Raw genomic sequence first — 23,455 nt, 5'->3', positions numbered from 1 at the left:
GGTGGCCATCAACAGTCAGAACCGCGGCCAAAATGGACGCGAGTCCATTTGGCCGATTATCCAGTGCGTACTAGGCGCCTTTGGCCCGGGCGTCCCTCAAACGAAAACGGCGCCCGAAGGCGCCGTCTGGCAAACTCAAATCGGAGCGTCGCTTATGCGGCTTCCGAGGTCTCCTGCACCGGGCCGGAATCCTGGCCCTTGGCATCGACGTCGCGATCGACGAACTCGATCACGGCCATCGCGGCGTTGTCGCCGTAGCGGAAGCCGGCCTTGATGATGCGGGTGTAGCCGCCGTTGCGGTCCTTGTAGCGGGGCGCCAGCACGTCGAACAGCTTCTTCACCTGGTCGACGTCGCGCATCTCGGCGATCGCCTGACGGCGCAGGGCGAGGCCGCCCTTCTTGCCGAGGGTGACCAGCTTTTCGACGATCGGCCGCAGCTCCTTGGCCTTCGGCAGCGTGGTGACGATCTGCTCGTGCTTGATCAGCGCGGCGCACATGTTGGCGAACATCGCCTTGCGATGCTCGGCGGTGCGGTTGAGCTTCCGATGAACCTTGCCGTGACGCATTGTCTTAGTCCTTCATTTCAATCTGCCGCGACGGTTCGTCGGACATGTTGCTCAGGTGGGCTGCCTGCGTTCGCCCAAGAGAGCGAGTAGCGAATGGCGAGTAGCGAATGGTGTCGTCCCAGTTCGCTATTCCCCTACTCGCTATTCGCCACTCCCTATTCGCTCAGTAGTGATCCTCGAAGCGCTTGGCCAGCTCGTCGATGTTCTCCGGCGGCCAGCCCGGCACTTCCATGCCGAGATGCAGACCCATCTGGGCCAGCACTTCCTTGATCTCGTTCAGCGACTTGCGGCCAAAGTTCGGGGTGCGAAGCATCTCCGCTTCCGACTTCTGCACGAGGTCGCCGATGTAGACGATGTTGTCGTTCTTCAGGCAGTTCGCCGAACGCACCGACAGCTCGAGCTCGTCCACCTTCTTGAGGAAGGCCGGGTTGAAGGCGAGGTCAGGGATGATCTCCTGGGCGACTTCCTTGCGCGGCTCTTCGAAGTTGACGAACACGTTGAGCTGATCCTGCAGGATGCGGGCGGCATAGGCCACCGCATCCTCCGGCGAGATCGCGCCGTTGGTCTCGATCGTCATCGTCAGCTTGTCATAGTCGAGAATCTGGCCCTCGCGGGTGTTCTCGACCTTATAGGAGACCTTGCGGACCGGGGAGAACAGGCTGTCGACCGGGATCAGGCCGATCGGCGCATCCTCGGGACGGTTGCGATCAGCGGCGACGTAGCCCTTGCCGGTCGCGACCGTGAACTCCATGCGGATCTCCGCGCCCTCGTCCAGGGTGCAGAGCGGCAGGTCGGGGTTGAGCACGACGATGTCGCCGACGGTCTGGATGTCACCGGCAGTGACGGCACCCGGGCCCTGCTTCTTCACGACCATGCGCTTCGGGCCTTCGCCCTGCATCTTGATCGCAATGTCCTTGATGTTCAGCACGATGTCGGTGACATCCTCGCGGACACCGGCGATCGAGGAGAACTCGTGCAGCACGCCGTCGATGTGCACCGACTGCACCGCGGCGCCCTGCAACGACGACAGCAGGATGCGGCGCAGCGCATTGCCCAGCGTCTGGCCGAAGCCGCGCTCCAGCGGCTCGGCGACCACCGTGGCGAAACGGGTCGCGTCGGAGCCCGGCGTGACCTGGAGCTTGTTCGGCCGAATCAATTCTTGCCAATTCTTCTGGATCGTCACTGTTTCACCCATTGGCCGGTCATGGAATCTGACTGACTGGCGTTGGAGAACCGCGCATCAGATCGCGGCAACCGAAATGTCTCAAAAGCATGACGAGGCGGACATGCTGTCCGCCTCTTTCACATCTTCACATCAGACGCGCCGGCGCTTGCGCGGACGGCAGCCATTGTGCGGGATCGTCGTCACGTCGCGGATCGAGGTGACGGTGAAGCCCGCGGCCTGCAGCGCGCGCAGGGCCGACTCACGGCCGGAACCCGGACCGGCAACCTCGACTTCGAGGGTGCGCATGCCGTGCTCTTGGGCCTTCTTGGACACGTCCTCCGCCGCGACCTGCGCAGCATACGGGGTCGACTTGCGCGATCCCTTGAAACCCATCGTGCCGGCCGACGACCAGGCAATGGTGTTGCCCTGGGCATCGGTGATGGTGATGGTCGTGTTGTTGAACGACGAATTCACGTGGGCGACGCCGGAGGCGATGTTCTTGCGCTCACGACGACGGACACGTGCGGCTTCCTTGGCCATATAGGTACCTTTCTCGAGATCTCAACGCCGCCGTAGTGCCAGCGGCTACACCAGAAACGCGAATGGTGAATAGCGAGTAGCGAATAGGGATCTCCCCTACTCGCCACTCGCTATCAGCAACTCGCGAAATTACTTCTTCTTGCCGGCGATCGCCTTGGCCGGACCCTTGCGCGTGCGCGCATTGGTATGAGTGCGCTGACCGCGCACCGGCAAGCCACGGCGATGACGCAGGCCGCGATAGCAGCCGAGGTCCATCAGCCGCTTGATGTTGATGCCGGTCTCGCGCCGCAGGTCGCCCTCGACGACGTAGTCACGGTCGATGACTTCGCGGATCTGCAGGACTTCCTGGTCGCTCAGCTGATTGACGCGACGATCCTCGGCAATCTTCACCTTCTCGATGATGTCGGCCGCGATCTTCGGGCCAATGCCATGGATATACTGGAGCGCGATCAGGACGCGCTTATTGGTCGGGATGTTGACACCGGCAATACGGGCCACGGACTTCTCTCCTGTCACCGATCCAAGGACGGACCGGCCTTCGTTCTCGCTATCTCGGGCAGGCGTCCGCAAACGCGAACAAGACGCCCACCCCTCGATTCCCTAAGGGCCCGGCATCTTTGGAAAACTATCCGACTTGGATGCGGGCTTATTAATGGATTCACACGGCGGTCGTCAACCGCCCCTACAAGATTCGATCACCTCTTGGCGCGCTTTTTTGGTGCCTTTGCAGAGGTTTTCCGGGTTCCGCTAGCCGCCTTGGCGGCGGCCTTTGAGGCCTTCTTCGAAACCTTGGGGGCCTTCTTGGGAGCCGCCTTGGCGGCCTTTGTTGCAGTCTTGGCCGCCCTTTTGGCTGTCTTTCCGGCCTTTTTTGCCGGGGCAGCCGCCTTCGGAGCCATTTTGGCGGCCTTCCTGGCCGATTTCGCCGGCGTAGCCTTGCCCGGAGCTTTGGCGCTCCGCTTGGCCGGGCTCGCCTTCTTGGCCGCCCGGCTGCCCTCACTCTTGCCGACGGCGGCCAGGATCCGGCCGATCTCCTCGGTCACCTCTTCGATCGGCATCATGCCGTCGACGGTCGCGAGCATCCGGTGGTCGGAATAATAGTGGATCAGCGGCTCGGTCTGATCGCGGTAGCTGGCCAGGCGCTTGGTGAGCACCTCCGGGGTATCGTCCGCCCTGACCGCCTCGCCGCGAGCCCGCGTCTCGGCCGCCCGGCGCTCGACCCGCTCCAGCAGCACGCCTTCGTTGACCCGGAGCTCGATCACGGCGTCCAGCTTCATCTGCTTCTGCTTGAGCAGCGCGTCCAGCGCCTCGGCCTGCGGCACGGTTCGCGGGAAGCCATCCAGAATGAAACCATTCGCCGCGTCAGGCTGCTCGATTCGGTCGGCAATGATGCCGACCACGACCTCGTCCGGCACCAGGCCGCCGGCCGCCATGATGTCCTTGGCCTTCAGCCCGATCGGCGTCTGCGCGGCCACGGCGGCACGCAGCATATCGCCGGTCGACAGCTGGACGATGCCATGACGCTGTACCAGGCGCTGCGCCTGCGTGCCCTTGCCCGAACCGGGCGGTCCCAGAAGAATGAGTCTCATCGAATTTCGCCCCCCGGCACACGGTGGGCGACCTCCCGCACACCTTGTTCTTGGCTTTTTGGTTCCCGGGCGCGGATCCGCCGCGATCAGCGGCGACGCCCCCGCAGCTTCGACTTCCTGATCAACCCCTCATACTGATGGGCGAGCAGATAACCCTGAACCTGCGCCACGGTATCCATCGTAACGCTGACCACGATCAGAAGCGAAGTGCCACCAAAGTAGAACGGGACGGAAGCGTAGGAAATCAGAATTTCCGGGATCAGACACACGATCGCCAGATAGATGGCGCCGAGCACGGTGATCCGCGACAGCACGTAATCGATGTATTCCGCAGTGCGCTCACCCGGCCGGATGCCTGGGATGAAGCCGCCATGCTTCTTCAGATTGTCGGCCGTCTCGGTCGGGTTGAATACGATGGCCGTATAGAAGAACGCGAAGAACAGGATCAGCGCCAGATACAGCACCAGGAACAGCGGGCGGCCGTGGCCGAGCTGGGTGGTGATCCACTGGAACCATTCCGGGCCCTTGCCGGCGTTGAAATTGGCGACCGTGGTCGGCAGCAGCAGAAGCGACGAGGCGAAGATCGGCGGAATCACACCCGAGGTGTTGAGCTTCAGCGGCAGATGCGAGGACTGGCCCTCGAACATTTTGTTGCCGACCTGACGCTTCGGATACTGGATCAGGAGGCGGCGCTGGGCGCGCTCCATGAACACGATGAAGGCGATCACGGCGACCGCCATCACGATGACGATCAGGATCAGGCCGGTCGACAGCGCGCCCTGACGTCCGAGCTCGAGCATATTGGCGAGCGCCGAGGGCAGCTCCGCGACGATGCCGGAGAGGATGATCAGCGAGATGCCGTTGCCGATGCCGCGCGAGGTGATCTGCTCGCCCAGCCACATCAGGAACATGGTGCCGCCGGTCAGCGTGATCGCAGTCGACAGGCGGAAGAACAGACCGGGATCGGCGACGACATTGCCGGCGCCCTCGAGGCCGACCGCAATGCCGTAGGACTGCACGGCGGCCAGGATCACCGTCAGATAGCGGGTGTACTGGTTCAGCATCTTGCGGCCCGCCTCACCCTCTTTCTTGAGGGCTTCGAGCTGCGGCGAGACGGTGGTCAAGAGCTGGATGATGATCGATGCCGAGATGTACGGCATGATGTTCAGCGCGAAGATCGCCATGCGGTGGATGCCGCCGCCGGCGAACATGTTGAACATGCCGAGGATGCCGCCGGCCTGGGTGCGGAACACCGAATCCCAGATGTTCGGGTCGATGCCGGGCAGCGGAATATAGGTGCCGAGGCGGTAGACCAGCAGCGCGCCGAGGGTGAACCAGATGCGCTTCTTCAGCTCATCGGCTTTTGCAAGCGCGCCGAAATTGAGGTTTGCCGCAAGTTGTTCCGCTGCTGAGGCCATGTCTAGCTTTCTCCCGCCGCCCGTTCTTGACCGCATCAGCCCCGCGAGGGCTCGCGGGGCTTGGGCAGACGTCGGATATTATCTGGTGCGCAGGCGCAGTCTGTCCATCGCCCTGCCCGCTTCGGCGTGAACCGAAGCCAGGGAGATGACGCAGAAGTTACGCCGCTTCGCCTTCGTCCTTGGCCGGAGCCAGGAGCTTGACGGTGCCGCCGGCCTTCTCGACCGCCGCGATCGCCGACTTCGAGGCACCATGCACCTCGATGTTGATCTTCGCGGTGAGTTCGCCACGGCCGAGCAGACGCACGCCGTCCTTTGCGCGGCGCAGCGCGCCCGACTTCACGAGGGACTCGGCGTTGATCACACTGCCGGCGTCCAGCTTCTTGGCATCGATCGCCTGCTGGATCCGGTCGAGATTGATCTCGACGAAATCGAGCGCGAAGATGTTGTTGAAGCCGCGCTTCGGCAGACGGCGATGCATCGGCATCTGACCGCCTTCGAAGCCCTTGATGCGCACGCCGGAGCGTGCGGTCTGGCCCTTGCCGCCACGGCCGGAGGTCTTGCCCTTGCCGGAGCCGATGCCGCGGCCGACGCGCATGCGCTTCTTGCGCGCGCCGGCGTTGTCGGCGATATCGCTGAGCTTCATCGCCCTTCTCCTTACTTCTCGTCGACGATGCGGACGAGATGATGAACCTTGGTGATCATGCCGCGGACCGCCGGCGTATCCGGCAGCTCGGTCACCCGGCCGATCTTGTTGAGCTTCAACCCGATCAGCGTCTCGCGCTGCGAGTGATGCCGGCGGATCGGACTGCCGATCTGCTCGATCTTGATCGTCTTGGCGCTAGCCATTGTGCTCACTCCGAGATGCGCCTGCCAAAGGCGGCGCGCGTTCGTTAGTCGGCGGCTGCCTCGGCATCGCCACCGACGCGGCGGGCCTGCAGGGTCGACACCTTGATGTTGCGGCGGGCAGCGACCGAGCGCGGGCTGTCCTGGTGCTTCAGCGCGTTGAAGGTCGCGCGCACCATGTTGTACGGGTTGGACGAGCCGATCGACTTCGCCACCACGTCCTGGATGCCCAGCGTCTCGAACACGGCGCGCATCGGGCCGCCGGCGATGATGCCGGTACCGGCCGGAGCCGCACGCAGATAGACGCGGCCCGCACCGTGACGACCGAAGATGTCGTGGTGCAGGGTGCGGCCCTCGCGCAGCGCGACGCGGGTCAGGTTGCGCTTGGCGGAATCGGTCGCCTTGCGGATCGCCTCCGGCACCTCGCGCGCCTTGCCGTGGCCGAAGCCGACCCGGCCCTTCTGATCGCCAATCACGACGAGCGCCGCAAAGCCGAAGCGCTTACCGCCCTTCACGACCTTCGCGACTCGGTTGATGTGGACGAGCTTGTCGACGAACTCGCTGTCGCGCTCCTCGCGCTCCTTGCGATCGCGACCGCCTCGTTCCCGTTCACCTGCCATGGTGCTATCCAATCTTCTGAGGGGCTCTCGCGCCCATATCCATTGATGTTAGAAGCTCAGCCCGCTCTCGCGCGCCGCGTCGGCCAGCGCCTTGACGCGCCCGTGATAGAGATAGCCGCCGCGATCGAACACGACTTCCTTGATCCCGGCCTTCACAGCGCGCTCGGCGAGCAGCTTGCCCACCGCCTTGGCCGCGTCGATGTCGGCACCGGTGTTGCCGGCCGCGCGCATCTCCTTCTCCATCGACGACGCGGAGGCGAGCGTCTCGCCCTTCTGATCGTCGATGACCTGAGCGTAGATGTGCTTCGACGAGCGGAACACAGACAGACGCGGACGGCCGCCGGCGGAGCGGCGCAGCGACAGCCTCACACGCTGCTTGCGCCGGGCATTCGTAACCTTTGCTCTCGACATGTCCGGCTCCGTTACTTCTTCTTGCCTTCCTTGCGGAAGATGAATTCACCCGCGTACTTCACGCCCTTGCCCTTGTAGGGCTCCGGCGGACGGTAGGCGCGGATTTCGGCGGCCACCTGGCCGACGCGCTGCGGGTCGATGCCCGTGACCGTGATCTCGGTCGGCTTCGGCACCGCGATCGTGATGCCTTCCGGGATCTGGTAGACGACGTCGTGGCTGTAGCCGAGCGCGAGCTGCAGGTTCTTGCCCTGCATCGCGGCACGGTAGCCGACGCCGGTGATCTCGAGCTTCTTCTCGAAACCCTTGGTCACGCCTTCCACAAGGTTGGCGATCTGGGCGCGGGCGGTGCCGTACAGCGAGCGCGCGCGCTTGGTCTCGGCGCGCGGGGCAACCTTGACCTGGCCGTTCTCGAACTTCACGTCCACGTCGTCATGAACGATGAACTGAAGCTGGCCCTTCGGCCCCTTCATCTTGACGGTCTGTCCGTCGACGGAGGCCGTCACACCGGACGGCACCGTCACAGGCTTCTTGCCAATACGTGACATGGCTCAATCCTTCTTAGAACACCGTGAAGAGAACTTCACCGCCGACATTCGCGTCACGCGCGCTATGGTCGGCCATGATTCCCTTCGGCGTCGACAAAACAGAAATTCCGAGCCCGTTGTTCACGCGCGGCAGGTTCTTCACCGAGGTGTAGACGCGCCGGCCGGGCTTGGAGACGCGCTCGATCTCGCGGATCACGGGCTCGCCGTCGAAATATTTCAGCTCGATCTCGATCTCGCTGCGGCCCGACGGATGCTCCACCGTGGCGTAGCCGCGGATGTAGCCTTCGGACTTCAGCACTTCGAGCACGCTGGCGCGCATCTTCGAGCCCGGCGTCGAGACCTTCGACTTCGAGCGCATCTGCGCGTTGCGGATGCGGGTGATCAGATCGCTGATGGGATCGTGCGTTGACATGTTCGACCCTCCTTACCAGCTCGACTTCACGAGGCCCGGAACCAGGCCCTTGGATCCGAGCTCGCGCAGCGCGATGCGGCTCAGCTTGTTCTTGCGGTAGTTCGACCGCGGGCGGCCCGTCAGCTCGCATCTGTTGCGGATGCGGGTGGTCGACGAGTTGCGCGGCATTTCGGCCAGCTTCAGGGTCGCGGCGAAGCGCTCCTCCATCGGCTTGGTCTTGTCGGCGATGATCGCCTTCAACCGCGCACGCTTCGGGGCGGCGTTCTTCGCCATCCGCTTGCGCCGGTTGTTCTTCTCGACTGAACTCTTCTTTGCCATGCTTGGCTCCTGGGTATCCGCGTTTGAGAAGCTTCGAAAGTCAGCTGCTCACTGCCGGAACGGGAAATTGAATGCGGTCAGAAGGGCACGGGCCTCGTCGTCGGTCGTCGCGGTGGTGCACACCGTGATGTCCATGCCCCAGCTCTCCCCGGCCTTGTCGAAGTCGATCTCGGGGAAAATGATGTGCTCCTTGATGCCGAGCGAGTAGTTGCCGCGGCCGTCGAAGCTCTTCGGGTTCAGGCCGCGGAAGTCGCGGACGCGCGGCAGCGCGACGTTGATCAGGCGGTCGATGAACTCGTACATCTTGGTCTTACGCAGCGTGACCTTGCAGCCGATCGGCTGGTTCTCGCGCAGCTTGAAGGTCGCGATGGCGACGCGCGAATAGGTCACGACCGCCTTCTGGCCGGCGATCAGCGACAGGTCAGCCGCCGCCGTCTCCGCCTTCTTGCGGTCGTTCACGGCCTCGCCGATGCCCATGTTGAGCACGACCTTGTCGAGCCGCGGCACCTGCATGACGTTGGCGTAGCCGAACTTCTCGGTCAGCTGGCTCTTGATCGTGCGGTCGTATTCCGTGCGGAGGCGCGGGGTGTATGCGGTCTCAGCCATCGATCTCAACTCCCGAGCTCTTGGCAACGCGGACCTTCTTGCCGTCCGCCTGAATCTTGAATCCGATGCGCGTCGGCTTGCCGTCCTTGCCGACGTAGGCGACGTTGGACAGGTTGATCGGCGCTTCCTTGGTGATGATGCCGCCTTCCTGGTTCTGCGTCTGCTTCTGATGACGCTTCACCAGGTTGATGCCGCGCACCAGCGCCGTGCCGGCGTCGGGACGCACCTCGAACACCTCGCCGGTGCGACCCTTGTCGCGACCGGTCAGGACGATCACCTTGTCGCCCTTGCGGATCTTGGCAGCCATCACAGCACCTCCGGCGCGAGCGAAATGATCTTCATGTGGTTCTTGGCGCGCAGCTCGCGCGGCACCGGCCCGAAGATACGGGTGCCGACCGGCTCCGACTGGTTGTTGATCAGAACGGCCGCGTTGCGGTCGAAGCGGATCACCGAGCCGTCGGCGCGGCGGATGTCCTTGCGGACGCGCACCACGACGGCCTTCATGACGTCGCCCTTCTTCACCTTGCCACGCGGAATGGCTTCCTTGATCGACACCACGATGATGTCGCCGACGGTGGCATAGCGGCGCTTCGAGCCGCCGAGCACCTTGATACACATGACACGGCGTGCGCCGGAATTATCGGCCACGTCGAGGTTGGTCTGCATCTGAATCATTGATGCACCTCGTCCTCTTCATCTGCTGCGCAGGAAAGCTGCGCCTTTTCTGATCCCGAAAGCGAAACCGGCCCCTTCAATCAGGGCCGCGTCTCACGACTCAGGCGGTTTTCTTATGCTCGCCGCGGACCACGGTCCAGCGCTTCAGCTTCGAGATCGGCTTGCTCTCCTCGATCCAGACCATGTCGCCCGGCTTGAACTCGTTGTTCTCGTCGTGGGCGTGGTAGTTCTTCGAGCGGCGGATCGTCTTCTTGTAGATCGGGTGGGTGAAGCGCCGGTCGACGCGCACGACCACCGTCTTGGCCTGCTTGTCGCTGACGACAACGCCCTGGAGGGTCCGTTTCGGCATGTCGAGCCTCTTACTTCGTCTTGGCGCGCTGCTGCGCGGCGATGGTCTTGATACGGGCGATGTCGCGGCGCGCCTCACGCAGGCGAGCAGTGTTCTCGAGCTGCCCGGTGGCGCGCTGAAAACGAAGGTTGAAGCGCTCCTTCTTCAGATTGACGATCGCATCGTCCATCTGGTCGGGGCTCATCGCGCGAATGTCGGCAATCTTCATCTCGGCCATGACCATTACTCCGCAATGCGTTCGACGAAGCGCGTCTTGATCGGCAGCTTGGCAGCGGCCAGGGTCAGCGCCTCGCGCGCGATCTGGTTGCTGACGCCGTCGATCTCGAACATCACCCGGCCCGGCTTGACGCGGGCCACCCACAATTCCGGCGAGCCCTTGCCGGAGCCCATGCGGACTTCGGCCGGCTTCTTCGACACCGGCAGATCCGGGAACACCCGGATCCAGACGCGGCCGGCGCGCTTCATGTGACGGGTCAGCGCACGACGGGCGGCCTCGATCTGGCGCGCGGTGACGCGATCCGGCTCCATCGCCTTCAGCCCGAACTGGCCGAAGGCCAGTGTCGCGCCCGAGGACGCAACGCCGTGGATACGGCCCTTATGCGCCTTTCGGAACTTGGTCTTCTTTGGTTGCATCATGGCTTTGAGCCCTCAAACCTGTCTTGTCGCGGCTGATCGATCAGGCCGCGTCGCGGCGCGAACGCGGCGACGGGCTTTCGCCACCACCCTCGTTCATCCGCTTGTCCTGTGCCATCGGATCGTGCTCGAGGATCTCGCCCTTGAAGATCCAGACCTTCACGCCGCAGGTGCCGAAGGTCGTGAACGCGGTGGCCACACCGTAGTCGATGTCGGCGCGCAGCGTATGCAGCGGCACCCGGCCCTCGCGATACCACTCCATGCGGGCGATTTCCGCGCCGCCCAGACGACCCGAGCAGTTGATGCGGATGCCCTCGGCGCCGAGACGCATCGCCGACTGCACGGCGCGCTTCATGGCGCGGCGGAACGCAACGCGGCGCTCGAGCTGCTGCGCGATCGACTCGGCGACCAGCGTGGCATCGAGCTCCGGCTTGCGGATCTCGACGATGTTGATGACGACGTCAGACGACGTGATGTCGGCGACGCGCTTGCGCAGCTTGTCGATGTCGGCGCCCTTTTTGCCGATCACGACGCCGGGACGCGCCGAGTGGATCGTGACGCGGCACTTCTTGTGCGGACGCTCGATCACGATGCGGGCGACAGCCGCCTGCTTGAGCTCCTTGTGCAGGATCTCGCGGATCTTGACGTCCTCATGCAGCAGCTTGCCGTACTCGGCCTTGCCGGCGAACCAGCGCGAATCCCAGGTCCGGTTGATGCCGAGACGCAGACCGATCGGATTGATCTTTTGACCCATCGTATTCTCCCAGCGCCCGACTTAAGCGCTCGCCTCGACCTGACGAACAATGATCGTCAGCTGCGAAAACGGTTTGAAAACTCGGCCCGAACGGCCACGGCCGCGCGGCGAGAAGCGCTTCATCACGATTCCCTTGCCGACGAAAGCCTGCGAGACGACGAGATCGTCGACCTCGAGCTCGTGGTTGTTCTCGGCATTGGCGATCGCCGATTCCAGACACTTCTTGACGTCGACCGCAATCCGCTTGCGCGAGAACTGCAGGTCGGCGAGGGCTGCCGACGCCTTGCGGCCGCGGATCATCTGCGCCACCAGGTTCAGCTTCTGCGGGCTCACCCGAAGCATCCGGGCCACAGCCTTGGCCTCGTTGTCGGGGAGGCTCCGTTCGCGCTTTGGTTTGCTCATCGCTTAATCCTCAAGCCTTCTTGGCTTTCTTATCGCCCGAATGGCCGTGGAAGGTGCGGGTCGGCGAGAACTCGCCGAACTTGTGGCCGACCATCTCTTCGTTGATCGCCACCGGCACGTGCTTCTGGCCGTTGTAGACGCCGAACGTCAGGCCGACGAACTGCGGCAGGATGGTCGAGCGGCGGCTCCAGATCTTGATGACGTCGTGACGGCCGGACGCGCGCGCCGCATCTGCCTTCTTGAGCAGCGACGCCTCGACGAACGGGCCTTTCCAGACTGAACGAACCATGTCCGTCGTTCCTTACTTCTTCCGCTTGTGGCGGCTCAAGAGAATGAATTTGTCGGTCGACTTGTTGGTGCGGGTCTTCTTGCCCTTGGTGGGCTTGCCCCATGGAGTGACCGGGTGACGACCGCCCGATGTACGGCCTTCGCCGCCGCCGTGCGGATGGTCGATCGGGTTCATCGCGACACCGCGGTTGTGCGGGCGACGGCCCATCCAACGCTTGCGGCCGGCCTTGCCGATCGAGGTGTTCATGTGGTCCGGGTTCGACACCGCACCGATGGTGCCGCGGCAGCGGCCATGCACCAGGCGCTGCTCGCCCGAGTTCAGGCGGACGATCACGTAGTCCTGGTCGCGACCGACGATCTGGGCATAGGTGCCAGCCGAACGCGCGAGCTGGCCGCCCTTCCCGATCTTGACCTCGATGTTGTGGACGATCGTGCCCACCGGCATGTTGCCGAGCGGCATGACGTTGCCCGGCTTCACGTCGACATAGTTGCCGGCGACGATGGTGTCGCCGACCGCCAGGCGCTGCGGCGCCAGGATGTAGGCGAGCTCGCCGTCCTGATACTTGACCAGGGCGATGAAGGCCGTGCGGTTCGGATCATACTCCAGGCGCTCGACGGTCGCGGGAACGTCGACCTTGTCGCGCTTGAAGTCGACCGTGCGGTACGACTGCTTGTGGCCGCCGCCGAGGAAGCGAACCGTGATGCGGCCGGTGTTGTTGCGGCCGCCGCTCGACTGCTTGCCCTCGGTCAACGCCTTGACCGGCTTGCCCTTGTACAGGGCCGAACGATCGACCATCACCAGCTGGCGCTGGCCCGGCGTCGTGGGATTGAATGTCTTCAGTGCCATGGCAGCTCAGCCTTACAGTCCGGTGGTGACGTCGATCCGGTGGCCCTCTTCGAGGGTCACGATCGCCCGCTTGCTGTCCGATTGCGAACCGAAATTGCCGCGGAACACCTTGGTCTTGCCCTTGCGGACGAGCGTATTGACGCTCTTGACCTTGACGTCGAACAGCTTCTCGATCGCTTCCTTGATCTGCGGCTTGGTCGCCTTGGCGGCCACCTTGAACAGAACCTTGTTGTGCTCGGAGGCGAACGTCGCCTTCTCGGTCACGACCGGCGCGATGATGATGTCGTAGTGGCGCGGATCGATGGTCTTCATTTGAAGCGCGCCTCCAGCGCATCGATCGCCGCCTTGGTCAGCACGAGCTTCTGACGGCGCAGGATGTCATAGACGTTGATGCCCTGGATCGGCAGCACGTCCATGTTCGGGATGTTGCGGGCAGCAGCAGCGAAGCCGTTGTGCAGCTCGGCGCCGTCGATGATCAGCGCGTTGGTCAGGCCGAGACCGGAGAAATGACCGATCAGCGCCTTGGTCTTCGCCGCCTCCAGCGTGGCGTTCTCCAGGACGACCAGATCGCCGTCCTTGGCCTTCGCCGACAGCGCATGCTTCAGCGCCATCGCCCGGACCTTCTTCGGCAGGTCGGTGGCGTGCGAACGCACGACCGGACCGAAGGCACGGCCACCGCCACGGAACTGCGGCACGCGGGCCGAGCCGTGACGAGCACCGCCGGTGCCCTTCTGCTTGTACATCTTCTTGCCGGTGCGCCAGATCTCCGCGCGGCCCTTGGCCTTGTGGGTGCCGGCCTGGCGCTTGTTGAGCTGCCACTGGACGCAGCGCTGGATGATGTCAGCGCGCGGCTCCAGACCGAAGATGGCGTCGGACAGCTGGACGGAGCCGGCTTCCTTGCCCTCGAGCGTGGTGACTTTCAGTTCCATTTATGCGCCCTCCTGCACGGCCGGCGCTTCGGCAGCCTGCTCACCCGCGACCTTGAACTTGCCGGGCTTCGGCGCTTCCTTCGGCAGCGGCTTCTTCACGGCGTCGCGCACCGAGATCCAGCCACCCTTGGAGCCGGGCACCGCGCCTTCGACCAGGATCAGGCCGCGCTCGACGTCCGTCTGCACCACACGCAGGTTCAGCGTGGTGATGCGGTCGACACCCATGTGACCGGGCATCTTCTTGTTCTTCCAGGTCTTGCCGGGGTCCTGACGGCCACCGGTCGAACCGATCGAACGGTGCGAGATCGACACACCGTGCGTGGCGCGCAGACCGCCGAAGTTCCAGCGCTTCATGCCGCCGGCGAAGCCCTTACCGACCGAGGTGCCGGTGACGTCGACGAACTGGCCGACGACGAAGTGGTCGGCCTGGATTTCGGCGCCGACCGGGATCAGCGAATCCTCGCTGACACGGAATTCGGCGAGCTTGCGCTTCGGCTCGACCTTGGCGACCGCGAACTGGCCGCGCTCCGCCTTCGGCATGTAGACCGTCTTGCGGCTGCCGCTGCCGAGCTGCAGCGCGACGTAGCCGTTCTTCTCGGTGGTGCGGTGACCGACCACCTGGCAATTGCCGAGCTTCAGCACGGTCACAGGGATATGCTCGCCGGTCTCCGTAAAGACCCGCGTCATCCCGACCTTTTGTGCGATCACTCCGGAGCGCATCGGCGTGCTTCCTGTTCTTCTCTATGTCCGCGAAAGAGCGAACGTGAATCCAAAAACTTAGAGCTTGATCTCGACGTCGACGCCGGCGGCCAGGTCGAGCTTCATGAGAGCATCGACGGTCTGCGGGGTCGGATCGACGATGTCGAGGAGACGCTTGTGGGTGCGCATCTCGAACTGCTCGCGGCTCTTCTTGTCGACGTGCGGCGAACGGTTGACGGTGAACTTCTCGATGCGGGTCGGCAGCGGAATGGGTCCGCGAACCTGCGCGCCGGTCCGCTTCGCCGTGTTGACGATCTCGCGCGTCGACGTATCGAGGATGCGATGGTCAAACGCCTTGAGACGGATGCGGATATTTTGGCCGTTCATTGCCGTATCTTTCTTTGAGTAGTGAGTGGCGAGTAGCGAACGGCGAATGGATGATCTCCATTCGCCACCCGCCATTCCCTATTCGCTGTTGTTACTCGATGATCGAGGCGACGACGCCGGCGCCGACGGTGCGGCCGCCCTCGCGGATGGCGAAGCGCAGCTTCTCCTCCATCGCGATCGGCACGATCAGGTGCACTTCCATCGCGATGTTGTCGCCCGGCATCACCATCTCGGTGCCTTCCGGCAGGTGAACGACGCCGGTCACGTCGGTCGTGCGGAAGTAGAACTGCGGACGGTAGTTGGTGAAGAACGGCGTGTGACGGCCGCCCTCTTCCTTGGTGAGAATGTAAGCCTCAGCCTTGAACTTGGTGTGCGGCTTGACCGAACCCGGCTTGCACAGCACCTGGCCGCGCTCGACGTCCTCGCGCTTGGTGCCGCGGAGCAGCGCACCGATGTTGTCGCCGGCCTGGCCCTGATCGAGCAGCTTACGGAACATCTCGACGCCCGTGACGGTCGTCTTCTGGGTCGGACGGATGCCGACGATCTCGATTTCCTCACCGACCTTGATGATGCCGCGCTCGACACGGCCGGTCACCACGGTGCCGCGGCCCGAGATCGAGAACACGTCTTCGACCGGCATCAGGAAGGGCTGGTCGATCGGACGCTCCGGCTGCGGAATGTACTCGTCGACATTGCGCATCAGCTCGAGGATGGCGTCGTGGCCGAGCTTCTTGTCCGAATCTTCCAGAGCGGCCAGAGCCGAGCCCTTGATGATCGGGATCTTGTCGCCCGGGAATTCGTACTTCGACAGCAGCTCGCGAACCTCGAGCTCGACCAGCTCGAGCAGCTCCGGATCGTCGACCATGTCGCACTTGTTGAGGAACACGACCAGCGCGGGAACGCCGACCTGGCGGGCGAGCAGGATGTGCTCGCGGGTCTGCGGCATCGGGCCGTCAGCGGCCGACACGACCAGGATCGCACCGTCCATCTGGGCGGCGCCGGTGATCATGTTCTTCACGTAGTCGGCGTGGCCGGGGCAGTCGACGTGCGCGTAGTGGCGGTTCTTGGTCTCGTACTCGACGTGAGCGGTCGAGATGGTGATGCCGCGGGCCTTCTCTTCCGGCGCCTTGTCGATCTGATCGTAGGCAGTGAACGTCGCACCGCCCGTCTCGGCCAGGATCTTGGTGATGGCAGCCGTCAGCGAGGTCTTGCCATGGTCGACGTGACCGATGGTGCCGATGTTGCAGTGGGGCTTGTTACGTTCAAATTTAGCTTTGGCCATTTGACTCTCCGTTCAGTCGCTAACTTGAGCTCGCGACAATCAGGCAAACTTCTTCTGGACTTCCGCCGACACGTTGGCCGGCGCTTCAGCGTAGTGCGAGAACTGCATCGTGAAGGTCGCGCGACCCTGGCTCATCGAGCGCAGGTTATTCACGTAACCGAACATGTTCATGAGCGGCACCATCGCGTTGATGACGTTGGCGTTGCCGCGCATGTCCTGGCCCTGGATCTGGCCACGACGCGAGTTCAGGTCGCCGATGACCGAACCGGTGTAGTCCTCCGGGGTCACGACCTCGACCTTCATGATCGGCTCGAGCAGAACCGACTTGCCCTTCTGCAGCGCTTCGCGGAAAGCCGCGCGGGACGCGATTTCGAAGGCCAGCGCCGACGAGTCGACGTCGTGATACTTGCCGTCGACCAGCGCGACCTTGACGTCGACCACCGGGAAGCCGGCAACCACGCCCGCGCCGAGCACGCTCTCGATGCCCTTCTCGACGCCGGGGATGTATTCCTTCGGAACGGCACCACCGACGATCTTGGACTCGAACACGTAGCCGCCACCCGGCTCGTTGGGCTCGACCACGAGGCTCACGGCCGCGAACTGGCCCGTGCCGCCGGTCTGCTTCTTGTGGGTGTAGTCCACATTGGCCGGCTTGGTGATGCGCTCACGGAACGCCACCTGCGGCGCGCCGATGTTCGCATCCACCTTGTAGGTGCGCTTCAGGATGTCGACCTTGATGTCGAGATGGAGCTCGCCCATCCCCTTGAGGATGGTCTGGCCCGACTCGTGGTCGGTCGACACGCGGAAGGACGGATCCTCCGCGGCCAGCTTCGCCAGCGCGACGCCGAGCTTCTCCTGGTCGGCCTTCGACTTCGGCTCGATCGCGATCTCGATGACCGGCTCCGGGAATTCCATCTTTTCCAGGATCACCTGGTTGGACGGATCGCACAGCGTGTCACCGGTGCGGGCTTCCTTGAGGCCTGCGAGAGCGACGATGTCGCCGGCATAGGCTTCCTTGATGTCCTCGCGGTTGTTCGCATGCATCAGCAGCATGCGGCCGATGCGCTCCTTCTTCTCGCGGGTCGAGTTCACGACGCCGGTGCCCGAGGTCAGGATGCCCGAATAGATGCGGCAGAACGTGATGGTGCCGACGAAGGGGTCGTCCATGATCTTGAACGCCAGCAGCGCCAGAGGCTCCTTGTCGTCCGCCTTGCGCACGACTTCGTTGCCCTTGTCGTCGGTGCCCTTGATCGCGGGCACGTCGAGCGGTGATGGCAGGTAGTCGACGACCGCGTCGAGCAAGGGCTGAACGCCCTTGTTCTTGAAGGCCGAGCCGCACAGCACCGGATAGAAGGCTCCGGTCAGCACCGCCTTGCGGATCAGCTTCTTGAGCGTCGCCTCGTCCGGCTCCTTGCCGTCGAGGAACGCGGTCAAGGCATCGTCGTCGAGCTCGACGGCGGCTTCCACCAGCTTCTCGCGATATTCCTTGGCCTGATCGGCCAGATCAGCCGGGATCTCGGCGTAGTCGAACTTCGCGCCGAGCGCTTCGTCGTTCCAGACGATCGCCTTCATCGTCACGAGATCGATGCAGCCCTTGAAGTTGTTCTCGGCGCCGATCGGCAGCTGGATCGCAACCGGCTTCGCGCCCAGGCGGTCGACGATGTCGGCCAGGCACTTGAAGAAGTCGGCACCGGTCTTGTCCATCTTGTTGGCGAAGACGATGCGCGGCACCTTGTACTTGTCGCCCTGACGCCAGACGGTCTCGGTCTGCGGCTCGACGCCCTGGTTGGAGTCGAGCACGCACACGGCGCCGTCGAGCACGCGGAGCGAACGCTCGACTTCGATGGTGAAGTCGACGTGGCCGGGGGTGTCGATGATGTTCAGGCGCTTGCCGTTCCAGAACGCGGTGGTGGCAGCGGAAGTGATCGTGATGCCACGCTCCTGCTCCTGCTCCATCCAGTCCATCGTCGCGGCACCTTCGTGCACTTCGCCGATCTTGTGGCTCTTGCCGGTGTAATACAGGATGCGCTCGGTCGTCGTCGTCTTACCGGCGTCGATATGCGCCATGATACCGAAGTTACGATAGTCTTCGATGGCGTGTTGGCGGGGCATGGATCTGTTCCCTGATTTCCGTTCGGGCCGCTGTTACCAGCGGTAGTGCGAGAAGGCGCGGTTGGCTTCCGCCATCCGGTGCACGTCTTCACGCTTCTTCACGGCGTTACCCCGATTGTTCGAGGCATCGAGCAGCTCCGCCGAAAGCCGCTCGGTCATAGTCTTCTCGTTGCGGTCGCGGGCCGCCGAGATCAGCCAGCGAATGCCCAGCGCCTGCCGGCGGGTCGAGCGAACTTCGACCGGCACCTGGTAGGTCGCACCACCGACGCGGCGCGAGCGCACTTCGATCGTCGGCATGACGTTTTCCAGCGCCTGCTCGAACACCGTCAGCGGGCTCTGCTTGGTCTTGGCCTCGATGATACCGAATGCGCCGTAGACGATTCCTTCGGCGACCGACTTCTTGCCGGCGTACATCACCGAGTTCATGAACTTGGTGACGATGATGTTCCCGAACTTCGGATCCGGAAGCACTTCACGCTTTTCGGCTGAATGGCGACGCGACATCTGATCTGTTCCCGCTTCTCTCGAACGTCTTACTTCGGACGCTTCGCGCCGTACTTCGAACGACGCTGCTTACGGTTCTTGACGCCCTGGGTATCCAGCACGCCGCGGAGGATGTGATAGCGCACGCCCGGCAAGTCCTTGACGCGGCCGCCGCGGATCATGACCACCGAGTGCTCCTGCAGGTTATGGCCCTCACCCGGGATGTAGCCGATCACCTCGAAGCCGTTGGTCAGGCGCACCTTGGCGACCTTACGAAGCGCCGAGTTCGGCTTCTTCGGGGTCGTGGTGTAGACGCGCGTGCAAACGCCACGCTTCTGCGGCGACTGCTGCAGCGCCGGCACCTTCTTGCGCGACTTCTGCACTTCGCGCGGATTTGCGATCAGCTGGTTGATCGTCGGCATCTTGGCCTTCACCCTTCTCAACGTTCGAACGGAGACCGTGACCGGCTTCCGCAAATTCTGTTTGAGGTTCCCCGCCTCACCGGGCCGCCTCGCGCGAAAAACCCGCGCAAAACGAAATCGCGCCAACCATTCATCGCTGAACGGAAAGCGCTTGACGCCACAGAGGACCGCGATCACCACCCTTCAGCTTGCGCTGATGGCGGCCTACCGAGGTCATGCATCCGAAATTGGTCTCCAGAGAACGAGCTCGAGAGATCTAATATCGTTTTGGCATTGCCTAGCTATGATCGACAGCGTTTGAGCGGCATTCGTCGAGGCTGGTGCCCGTCTTGCCCTGTTAGAGGCGGTCCGGGTGATCCGTACCGACGCTGGCGAAGCTCACCGCCTGTCGTTGAGTGCCGGCCTTTTATAAGCGGTAAAACCCCAAGTCAAGCAAAACGACGCCGCAGGACGCGCAAACCGCTCTTTCGGGACCCGGCCACCGCAACCCATCGCCCGCTCGGTGCCGGCCATCAGGTGAGCCTCACCTATTCACTCAATGCTGCCTTTCAAGTCCATGTTGTCGCTGCAAGATTGGTCTCCCGGCAAGAACCGCTATCAGTGATGCCGGCGCGAGACAAAGCGCCTGACGGTCACCTGGGCTGCCGCCCGCCGGGCCTGCACGCTCCGCAGCCCGGCAGGCCTTGGCGTCCGGCGAATCCCTCCGTTCACCCTCAGCAACAGGCTGAAACAACAGAGCTAAGGCTTTGTTCGGCTTTGGCGGACAAGGATGGCGCCGCAACGAGGCATCCGGTGACCCGATATACCGACATTGCGATCATTGGCGGCGGTCTGGCGGGCTCGATTGCGGCCGGCATGCTGGGGCGGGCAGGCATGCCTACGGTTCTGGTCGATCCGCATGCGGTCTACCCGCCTGACTTCCGAATCGAGAAGATTTCCGGCGCCGAGCAGATCGCGCGCTTCCGGCGCACGGGGGGTGCCGACCTGGCGCTGCGCCGGGCGACCTTGGCGTCCGAGAACTGGATCGCGCGATTCGGCTACGTGCTCGACAAGGCGCCGGTCCATCAATACGGGATCATGTACGATGCGCTGGTCGCGGCGGTCCGGGAGGAAATTCCCGGCGCCGTCGCGCGAATCGTCGCCAAGGCGGTCGCGATCAACCCCAGCGAAGACCGCCAATCCGTCACCCTGTCGAACGGAGAGACCCTCTCCGCCCGTCTGGTCGTGCTCGCCAATGGCCTGAATGTCGGGCTGCGTCACATGCTGGGAATCACCCGCAGGATCACCAGCCCAGCCCACTCGATCTCGGTCGGCTTCGATCTGGTGCCGATTGGGCGCCCCACCTTCCCGTTTCCGGCCATGACCTATTTCCAGGAGCGGGCCAGCAGCCGGGTGCCCTACGTCACGCTGTTCCCGATCGGCGACCGCATGCGGGCCAATCTTTTCGCCTATCGCGAGGCCGATGATCCCTGGCTGAGGACGGTCCGGCACAACCCGGTCGAGATGCTGCAGGCCGCCCTGCCCGGACTCAAGCGGATCGCCGGCGACTACGCCGTGACCGGCGAGGTCAAGGTCCGTCCGGCCGACCTCATCATCAACAGCGGCTATCGCATGCCCGGCGTGGTCCTGATCGGCGACGCCTTCTGCACGACCTGCCCGGTCACGGGTACGGGCTCCGACAAGGTGTTCACCGATGTCGAGCGCCTGTGCAACGTGCACATCCCGCGCTGGCTCGCCACCGACGGGATGAGCGAGGGCAAGATCGCAGCGTTCTACGACGACCCGGTCAAGACAGCCTGCGACGCGTGGTCGCTCGACAAGGCCTGGCGTTTCCGAGAGGTCTCGATCGGCACCGGCCCGTATTGGCTGGCGCAGCGCTGGGCGCGATTTGCGGTCTCGCTCGGCCGCGGCGTGCGGCACCGGCTTGAAAGCGCGGGGCTCCAGGCGGGTTCTCGTAGCCCGAATGAGCGCAGCGATATCCGCGGTCTCACCAAAAGCTCGTGAGACCCCGCATGTCGCTGCGCTCATGCGGGCTGCGGGTCACTCCTCATCGTCCTCATCGTCCTCGAGGTCGTCCTCGTCGTCGCTGTCGTCATCCGCCTGAGCGAGCCGGCTCGGCTGGTGGCCCTGGTCGTCCCAGAGCTTGCGATAGGTACCGTTCTTGGCCAGCAGCTCGGCATGGCTGCCGCGCTCGATGGCGCGGCCGCCGGAGATGACGATGATCTCGTCCATCTCGACCACCGAGGTCAGGCGGTGGGTCGACCAGATCATGGTGCGCCCCTTGGCGACCTTGAGCAAGGTGCGGTTGATCGCGGCTTCCGTGGTCTGGTCGAGCGCCGAGGTCGCCTCGTCGAGCAGCAGCACCGAGGGATTGCGGATGATGGCCCGGGCGATCGCGATGCGCTGGCGCTGGCCGCCGGACAGCGTGTCGCCGCGCTCGCCAACCAGGGTGTCGTATTTCTGCGGCAGGCTCATGATGTAGCGGTGGATCTCGGCCTTCTTGGCCGCCTCCTCCACCTCCTCGTCGGTCGCCCCCTCTTTGCCCAGCCGGATGTTTTCCCGCAGCGACATGTTGAACAGCATGTTCTCCTGGAACACCACCGCCATGCTGCCACGCAGCGAATCGCGCGTCACCTTGCGGATGTCGACGCCATCGATGGTGACGCGGCCTTCATCAGGCACATAGAGCCGCAGGATCAGGTTGAGCAGCGTGCTCTTGCCCGAGCCCGAGGGGCCGACGATGGCGATTCGCTTGCCGACATCGAGCCTGAGGCTGAGATTGTCGAGCACCGGCGTCTGGCTGCCCTCATACGTGAAGCCGACACGCTCGAACGTGATGTCGTGGCTGATGCGCGGCAGATCCGGCGCGCCCGGCCGGTCGGCGCCGCGGGTCGGCTCGTCCAGCAGCTCCTGCATGTGCCGGATCGCAGCCGCCGAGGAGATCGACACCGGCACGAAATGCATGACGTGGGCGATGTTGTAGGATACCTCCCAGAACGCGCTCTCGAAGGTGACGAAGGTGCCGATCGTGATCTGGCCCTTGGTGGCGAGATAGGCGCCGATGGCGAGCACCACGAGGTGCAGCAGCAGCACCGCGATCGTCACCGAGCGCTCGACCATGGTCGAGAGGAACATCGCGTCGGCGATCTTGTGCCGCGCCTCGTCGTTGCGGAAGGAGAACCAGCCGAACACCTTGCGGTGCAGGCTGAAGGCCTTGATCACCGCCTGCGCGGCGATGTTCTCCTGGATGACGCCGAGAAGCGTGGCCTCGTTGAGCTTCTGCTCGTAGTTGGCATGCACCGCCTTGGGCGTCAGGATACGCGGGCCGATCAGGGTGATCGGAAACACCAGCAGCGCGACCGCGGCGAGCTGCCAGTTGAGGAACAGCATCAGGATGATGCCGGCGATCAGCTCGAGCAGCGGCAGGGCTGCGCTGTTCACGAAGGTCTTGACCACGCCCTCGAAGGCCGACATGTCGACCGAGAAGCGCGACAGGATCTCGCCGCGCTTGGTGCGCTGGAAATACGCTGCCGGCAGGTTCTGCACGTGATCGAACAGACGCGTGCGGACATCCGAAATGATTCCGGCCGCCAGGCGCGCATCCCAGCGCTCGTAGAGCACGGCGACGATCGAGGTGAAGATGCCGGCCGCCGCCAGCACGCCGAGGATGCGGTACAGCGCCTCGAAATCCTCCTCGCCGAGCGCATCGTCGATCAGGAACTTCAGGCTGAGCGGCATGATGACGTTGAACAGCGTCTCGATCAGGACGCCGATCGTCACGAAGGCCAGCATCTTCTTGTATTTCGCCAGCAGCGGCGAGACGAAGCCGTAGATCGTCGCCAGCGCGCCGGCGGCCTCGCGGGCGGTGTAGACGACGAGATCCTCGTCGTCGTCATCGTCGTCCAGATCGAGAGCGGTCTCTTCGCCGTCCTCATCCTCGTCATCATCGTCGTCGGTGACAGGAGCCTTGTCGCTCGCCGTCGCCTTCGGCGTTCCTGCTTTTGGAACCGCGGGCTTGGCCGCAGCCGTCATCGCGCGCTTGTCCGGATCATCAGCAGCATCAGCTGCCGACCCGGACTTCTGATTTTCCGGCGGTGAAGATTTGGGCGCCATTCAACGAACCGATCCTGCACGGCCCATCTGGCCGTCACGGACTAAAGCGG

Annotated in this window: 33 protein-coding genes; 1 reads left to right on the top strand and 32 read right to left on the bottom strand. The window is 63.9% G+C overall.

Annotated features, from left to right (window positions below; all coding sequences use genetic code 11):
• Positions 1 to 152: 152 nt before the first annotated feature.
• The 31 genes from rplQ to rpsL form a co-directional block, all read right to left on the bottom strand.
• Entirely contained in the window at positions 153 to 566 is a 414-nt protein-coding gene (rplQ, locus tag QX108_RS00410) for a 50S ribosomal protein L17 (RefSeq protein ID WP_006611863.1), read from the bottom strand.
• A gap of 163 nt (positions 567 to 729) precedes the next feature.
• Complete coding sequence (locus QX108_RS00405) at positions 730 to 1,761, bottom strand: DNA-directed RNA polymerase subunit alpha (RefSeq protein ID WP_006611862.1); 1,032 nt, start codon at positions 1,759 to 1,761, stop codon at positions 730 to 732.
• Positions 1,762 to 1,881: 120 nt separating this feature from the next.
• Positions 1,882 to 2,271 (bottom strand): 30S ribosomal protein S11, encoded by a 390-nt coding sequence (gene rpsK / locus QX108_RS00400; protein WP_006611861.1) that lies wholly within the window; start codon positions 2,269 to 2,271, stop codon positions 1,882 to 1,884.
• A 129-nt stretch (positions 2,272 to 2,400) separates the two neighbouring features.
• Positions 2,401 to 2,769, bottom strand: coding sequence for a 30S ribosomal protein S13 (gene rpsM / locus QX108_RS00395; RefSeq protein ID WP_172108081.1), 369 nt, complete (start codon positions 2,767 to 2,769; stop codon positions 2,401 to 2,403).
• 197 nt (positions 2,770 to 2,966) lie between these two features.
• The gene (locus QX108_RS00390) at positions 2,967 to 3,857 is read right to left on the bottom strand and encodes an adenylate kinase (RefSeq protein WP_315785052.1); all 891 of its coding nucleotides are present in this window, start codon (positions 3,855 to 3,857) and stop codon (positions 2,967 to 2,969) included.
• Between the two features lie 86 nt (positions 3,858 to 3,943).
• Positions 3,944 to 5,275 carry a preprotein translocase subunit SecY gene (gene secY / locus QX108_RS00385; protein ID WP_011926058.1) on the bottom strand — a complete coding sequence of 444 codons (1,332 nt, stop codon included), beginning with the start codon at positions 5,273 to 5,275 and terminating at the stop codon, positions 3,944 to 3,946.
• 157 nt (positions 5,276 to 5,432) lie between these two features.
• Positions 5,433 to 5,918, bottom strand: coding sequence for a 50S ribosomal protein L15 (rplO, locus tag QX108_RS00380; protein ID WP_172108077.1), 486 nt, complete (start codon positions 5,916 to 5,918; stop codon positions 5,433 to 5,435).
• Positions 5,919 to 5,929: 11 nt separating this feature from the next.
• Entirely contained in the window at positions 5,930 to 6,121 is a 192-nt protein-coding gene (gene rpmD / locus QX108_RS00375) for a 50S ribosomal protein L30 (RefSeq protein WP_006611856.1), read from the bottom strand.
• Positions 6,122 to 6,165: 44 nt separating this feature from the next.
• Positions 6,166 to 6,738 (bottom strand): 30S ribosomal protein S5, encoded by a 573-nt coding sequence (rpsE, locus tag QX108_RS00370; protein ID WP_006611855.1) that lies wholly within the window; start codon positions 6,736 to 6,738, stop codon positions 6,166 to 6,168.
• Between the two features lie 48 nt (positions 6,739 to 6,786).
• The gene (gene rplR, locus QX108_RS00365) at positions 6,787 to 7,149 is read right to left on the bottom strand and encodes a 50S ribosomal protein L18 (protein WP_008963474.1); all 363 of its coding nucleotides are present in this window, start codon (positions 7,147 to 7,149) and stop codon (positions 6,787 to 6,789) included.
• An 11-nt stretch (positions 7,150 to 7,160) separates the two neighbouring features.
• On the bottom strand, positions 7,161 to 7,694 hold the full coding sequence (gene rplF / locus QX108_RS00360; protein WP_315719564.1) for a 50S ribosomal protein L6: 534 nt from the start codon (positions 7,692 to 7,694) through the stop codon (positions 7,161 to 7,163).
• A gap of 13 nt (positions 7,695 to 7,707) precedes the next feature.
• Positions 7,708 to 8,106: a 30S ribosomal protein S8 gene (rpsH, locus tag QX108_RS00355; RefSeq protein ID WP_172108072.1), complete on the bottom strand. Its 399-nt coding sequence runs from the start codon at positions 8,104 to 8,106 to the stop codon at positions 7,708 to 7,710.
• A gap of 12 nt (positions 8,107 to 8,118) precedes the next feature.
• Positions 8,119 to 8,424, bottom strand: a complete 306-nt coding sequence (rpsN, locus tag QX108_RS00350) for a 30S ribosomal protein S14 (protein ID WP_315719563.1) — start codon at positions 8,422 to 8,424, stop codon at positions 8,119 to 8,121.
• A gap of 48 nt (positions 8,425 to 8,472) precedes the next feature.
• Positions 8,473 to 9,030 (bottom strand): 50S ribosomal protein L5, encoded by a 558-nt coding sequence (gene rplE / locus QX108_RS00345; RefSeq protein ID WP_172108070.1) that lies wholly within the window; start codon positions 9,028 to 9,030, stop codon positions 8,473 to 8,475.
• A complete protein-coding gene (rplX, locus tag QX108_RS00340) occupies positions 9,023 to 9,337 on the bottom strand; it encodes a 50S ribosomal protein L24 (protein ID WP_006611849.1) in 315 nt (104 codons plus the stop codon). Before rplX ends, rplE begins: the two co-directional genes overlap by 8 nt.
• The gene (gene rplN, locus QX108_RS00335; protein ID WP_006611848.1) at positions 9,337 to 9,705 is read right to left on the bottom strand and encodes a 50S ribosomal protein L14; all 369 of its coding nucleotides are present in this window, start codon (positions 9,703 to 9,705) and stop codon (positions 9,337 to 9,339) included. Before rplN ends, rplX begins: the two co-directional genes overlap by 1 nt.
• Before the next feature lie 100 nt (positions 9,706 to 9,805).
• A complete protein-coding gene (gene rpsQ / locus QX108_RS00330) occupies positions 9,806 to 10,054 on the bottom strand; it encodes a 30S ribosomal protein S17 (RefSeq protein ID WP_008963469.1) in 249 nt (82 codons plus the stop codon).
• A gap of 10 nt (positions 10,055 to 10,064) precedes the next feature.
• The gene (gene rpmC, locus QX108_RS00325) at positions 10,065 to 10,271 is read right to left on the bottom strand and encodes a 50S ribosomal protein L29 (protein WP_006611846.1); all 207 of its coding nucleotides are present in this window, start codon (positions 10,269 to 10,271) and stop codon (positions 10,065 to 10,067) included.
• A 5-nt stretch (positions 10,272 to 10,276) separates the two neighbouring features.
• Positions 10,277 to 10,690 carry a 50S ribosomal protein L16 gene (rplP, locus tag QX108_RS00320; protein ID WP_006611845.1) on the bottom strand — a complete coding sequence of 138 codons (414 nt, stop codon included), beginning with the start codon at positions 10,688 to 10,690 and terminating at the stop codon, positions 10,277 to 10,279.
• Between the two features lie 40 nt (positions 10,691 to 10,730).
• Complete coding sequence (rpsC, locus tag QX108_RS00315; RefSeq protein WP_006611844.1) at positions 10,731 to 11,441, bottom strand: 30S ribosomal protein S3; 711 nt, start codon at positions 11,439 to 11,441, stop codon at positions 10,731 to 10,733.
• A gap of 21 nt (positions 11,442 to 11,462) precedes the next feature.
• Entirely contained in the window at positions 11,463 to 11,843 is a 381-nt protein-coding gene (gene rplV, locus QX108_RS00310; RefSeq protein WP_006611843.1) for a 50S ribosomal protein L22, read from the bottom strand.
• A 10-nt stretch (positions 11,844 to 11,853) separates the two neighbouring features.
• Positions 11,854 to 12,132 (bottom strand): 30S ribosomal protein S19, encoded by a 279-nt coding sequence (gene rpsS, locus QX108_RS00305; protein WP_006611842.1) that lies wholly within the window; start codon positions 12,130 to 12,132, stop codon positions 11,854 to 11,856.
• 12 nt (positions 12,133 to 12,144) lie between these two features.
• Positions 12,145 to 12,978, bottom strand: a complete 834-nt coding sequence (rplB, locus tag QX108_RS00300) for a 50S ribosomal protein L2 (RefSeq protein ID WP_006611841.1) — start codon at positions 12,976 to 12,978, stop codon at positions 12,145 to 12,147.
• A gap of 12 nt (positions 12,979 to 12,990) precedes the next feature.
• Positions 12,991 to 13,290 (bottom strand): 50S ribosomal protein L23, encoded by a 300-nt coding sequence (locus QX108_RS00295; RefSeq protein WP_172108066.1) that lies wholly within the window; start codon positions 13,288 to 13,290, stop codon positions 12,991 to 12,993.
• Entirely contained in the window at positions 13,287 to 13,907 is a 621-nt protein-coding gene (gene rplD, locus QX108_RS00290; RefSeq protein WP_015667617.1) for a 50S ribosomal protein L4, read from the bottom strand. Before rplD ends, QX108_RS00295 begins: the two co-directional genes overlap by 4 nt.
• The gene (gene rplC, locus QX108_RS00285) at positions 13,908 to 14,627 is read right to left on the bottom strand and encodes a 50S ribosomal protein L3 (RefSeq protein ID WP_006611838.1); all 720 of its coding nucleotides are present in this window, start codon (positions 14,625 to 14,627) and stop codon (positions 13,908 to 13,910) included.
• A 57-nt stretch (positions 14,628 to 14,684) separates the two neighbouring features.
• The gene (gene rpsJ, locus QX108_RS00280; RefSeq protein WP_002712302.1) at positions 14,685 to 14,993 is read right to left on the bottom strand and encodes a 30S ribosomal protein S10; all 309 of its coding nucleotides are present in this window, start codon (positions 14,991 to 14,993) and stop codon (positions 14,685 to 14,687) included.
• Positions 14,994 to 15,084: 91 nt separating this feature from the next.
• Entirely contained in the window at positions 15,085 to 16,275 is a 1,191-nt protein-coding gene (gene tuf, locus QX108_RS00275) for an elongation factor Tu (RefSeq protein ID WP_006611837.1), read from the bottom strand.
• A 39-nt stretch (positions 16,276 to 16,314) separates the two neighbouring features.
• Positions 16,315 to 18,387 carry an elongation factor G gene (gene fusA / locus QX108_RS00270; RefSeq protein WP_172108062.1) on the bottom strand — a complete coding sequence of 691 codons (2,073 nt, stop codon included), beginning with the start codon at positions 18,385 to 18,387 and terminating at the stop codon, positions 16,315 to 16,317.
• A 33-nt stretch (positions 18,388 to 18,420) separates the two neighbouring features.
• The gene (gene rpsG, locus QX108_RS00265) at positions 18,421 to 18,891 is read right to left on the bottom strand and encodes a 30S ribosomal protein S7 (protein ID WP_006611835.1); all 471 of its coding nucleotides are present in this window, start codon (positions 18,889 to 18,891) and stop codon (positions 18,421 to 18,423) included.
• A gap of 29 nt (positions 18,892 to 18,920) precedes the next feature.
• Positions 18,921 to 19,292 (bottom strand): 30S ribosomal protein S12, encoded by a 372-nt coding sequence (rpsL, locus tag QX108_RS00260; RefSeq protein ID WP_006611834.1) that lies wholly within the window; start codon positions 19,290 to 19,292, stop codon positions 18,921 to 18,923.
• A 792-nt stretch (positions 19,293 to 20,084) separates the two neighbouring features.
• Between rpsL and QX108_RS00255 the strand changes: the two genes are divergently transcribed.
• Positions 20,085 to 21,296, top strand: a complete 1,212-nt coding sequence (locus QX108_RS00255; RefSeq protein WP_315785166.1) for an NAD(P)/FAD-dependent oxidoreductase — start codon at positions 20,085 to 20,087, stop codon at positions 21,294 to 21,296.
• A 36-nt stretch (positions 21,297 to 21,332) separates the two neighbouring features.
• Here QX108_RS00255 and QX108_RS00250 read toward each other — a convergent pair whose 3' ends face one another.
• Complete coding sequence (locus QX108_RS00250) at positions 21,333 to 23,405, bottom strand: ABC transporter ATP-binding protein (protein ID WP_315785061.1); 2,073 nt, start codon at positions 23,403 to 23,405, stop codon at positions 21,333 to 21,335.
• Positions 23,406 to 23,455 lie beyond the last annotated feature (50 nt).

The organism is Bradyrhizobium sp. SZCCHNR1002 (genome assembly GCF_032381435.1).
Lineage (GTDB): Bacteria > Pseudomonadota > Alphaproteobacteria > Rhizobiales > Xanthobacteraceae > Bradyrhizobium > Bradyrhizobium aeschynomenes.
This window is presented reverse-complemented; position numbering and strand designations above follow the sequence as displayed.

Coding starts and splice junctions, on each gene's coding strand:
- rplQ (WP_006611863.1), bottom strand. CDS start 566: ATGCGTCACGGCAAGGTTCATCGGAAGCTCAACCGCACCGCCGAGCAT.
- QX108_RS00405 (WP_006611862.1), bottom strand. CDS start 1,761: ATGGGTGAAACAGTGACGATCCAGAAGAATTGGCAAGAATTGATTCGG.
- rpsK (WP_006611861.1), bottom strand. CDS start 2,271: ATGGCCAAGGAAGCCGCACGTGTCCGTCGTCGTGAGCGCAAGAACATC.
- QX108_RS00390 (WP_315785052.1), bottom strand. CDS start 3,857: ATGAGACTCATTCTTCTGGGACCGCCCGGTTCGGGCAAGGGCACGCAG.
- secY (WP_011926058.1), bottom strand. CDS start 5,275: ATGGCCTCAGCAGCGGAACAACTTGCGGCAAACCTCAATTTCGGCGCG.
- rplO (WP_172108077.1), bottom strand. CDS start 5,918: ATGAAGCTCAGCGATATCGCCGACAACGCCGGCGCGCGCAAGAAGCGC.
- rpmD (WP_006611856.1), bottom strand. CDS start 6,121: ATGGCTAGCGCCAAGACGATCAAGATCGAGCAGATCGGCAGTCCGATC.
- rpsE (WP_006611855.1), bottom strand. CDS start 6,738: ATGGCAGGTGAACGGGAACGAGGCGGTCGCGATCGCAAGGAGCGCGAG.
- rplR (WP_008963474.1), bottom strand. CDS start 7,149: ATGTCGAGAGCAAAGGTTACGAATGCCCGGCGCAAGCAGCGTGTGAGG.
- rplF (WP_315719564.1), bottom strand. CDS start 7,694: ATGTCACGTATTGGCAAGAAGCCTGTGACGGTGCCGTCCGGTGTGACG.
- rpsH (WP_172108072.1), bottom strand. CDS start 8,106: ATGTCAACGCACGATCCCATCAGCGATCTGATCACCCGCATCCGCAAC.
- rpsN (WP_315719563.1), bottom strand. CDS start 8,424: ATGGCAAAGAAGAGTTCAGTCGAGAAGAACAACCGGCGCAAGCGGATG.
- rplE (WP_172108070.1), bottom strand. CDS start 9,030: ATGGCTGAGACCGCATACACCCCGCGCCTCCGCACGGAATACGACCGC.
- rplX (WP_006611849.1), bottom strand. CDS start 9,337: ATGGCTGCCAAGATCCGCAAGGGCGACAAGGTGATCGTCCTGACCGGT.
- rplN (WP_006611848.1), bottom strand. CDS start 9,705: ATGATTCAGATGCAGACCAACCTCGACGTGGCCGATAATTCCGGCGCA.
- rpsQ (WP_008963469.1), bottom strand. CDS start 10,054: ATGCCGAAACGGACCCTCCAGGGCGTTGTCGTCAGCGACAAGCAGGCC.
- rpmC (WP_006611846.1), bottom strand. CDS start 10,271: ATGGCCGAGATGAAGATTGCCGACATTCGCGCGATGAGCCCCGACCAG.
- rplP (WP_006611845.1), bottom strand. CDS start 10,690: ATGATGCAACCAAAGAAGACCAAGTTCCGAAAGGCGCATAAGGGCCGT.
- rpsC (WP_006611844.1), bottom strand. CDS start 11,441: ATGGGTCAAAAGATCAATCCGATCGGTCTGCGTCTCGGCATCAACCGG.
- rplV (WP_006611843.1), bottom strand. CDS start 11,843: ATGAGCAAACCAAAGCGCGAACGGAGCCTCCCCGACAACGAGGCCAAG.
- rpsS (WP_006611842.1), bottom strand. CDS start 12,132: ATGGTTCGTTCAGTCTGGAAAGGCCCGTTCGTCGAGGCGTCGCTGCTC.
- rplB (WP_006611841.1), bottom strand. CDS start 12,978: ATGGCACTGAAGACATTCAATCCCACGACGCCGGGCCAGCGCCAGCTG.
- QX108_RS00295 (WP_172108066.1), bottom strand. CDS start 13,290: ATGAAGACCATCGATCCGCGCCACTACGACATCATCATCGCGCCGGTC.
- rplD (WP_015667617.1), bottom strand. CDS start 13,907: ATGGAACTGAAAGTCACCACGCTCGAGGGCAAGGAAGCCGGCTCCGTC.
- rplC (WP_006611838.1), bottom strand. CDS start 14,627: ATGCGCTCCGGAGTGATCGCACAAAAGGTCGGGATGACGCGGGTCTTT.
- rpsJ (WP_002712302.1), bottom strand. CDS start 14,993: ATGAACGGCCAAAATATCCGCATCCGTCTCAAGGCGTTTGACCATCGC.
- tuf (WP_006611837.1), bottom strand. CDS start 16,275: ATGGCCAAAGCTAAATTTGAACGTAACAAGCCCCACTGCAACATCGGC.
- fusA (WP_172108062.1), bottom strand. CDS start 18,387: ATGCCCCGCCAACACGCCATCGAAGACTATCGTAACTTCGGTATCATG.
- rpsG (WP_006611835.1), bottom strand. CDS start 18,891: ATGTCGCGTCGCCATTCAGCCGAAAAGCGTGAAGTGCTTCCGGATCCG.
- rpsL (WP_006611834.1), bottom strand. CDS start 19,292: ATGCCGACGATCAACCAGCTGATCGCAAATCCGCGCGAAGTGCAGAAG.
- QX108_RS00250 (WP_315785061.1), bottom strand. CDS start 23,405: ATGGCGCCCAAATCTTCACCGCCGGAAAATCAGAAGTCCGGGTCGGCA.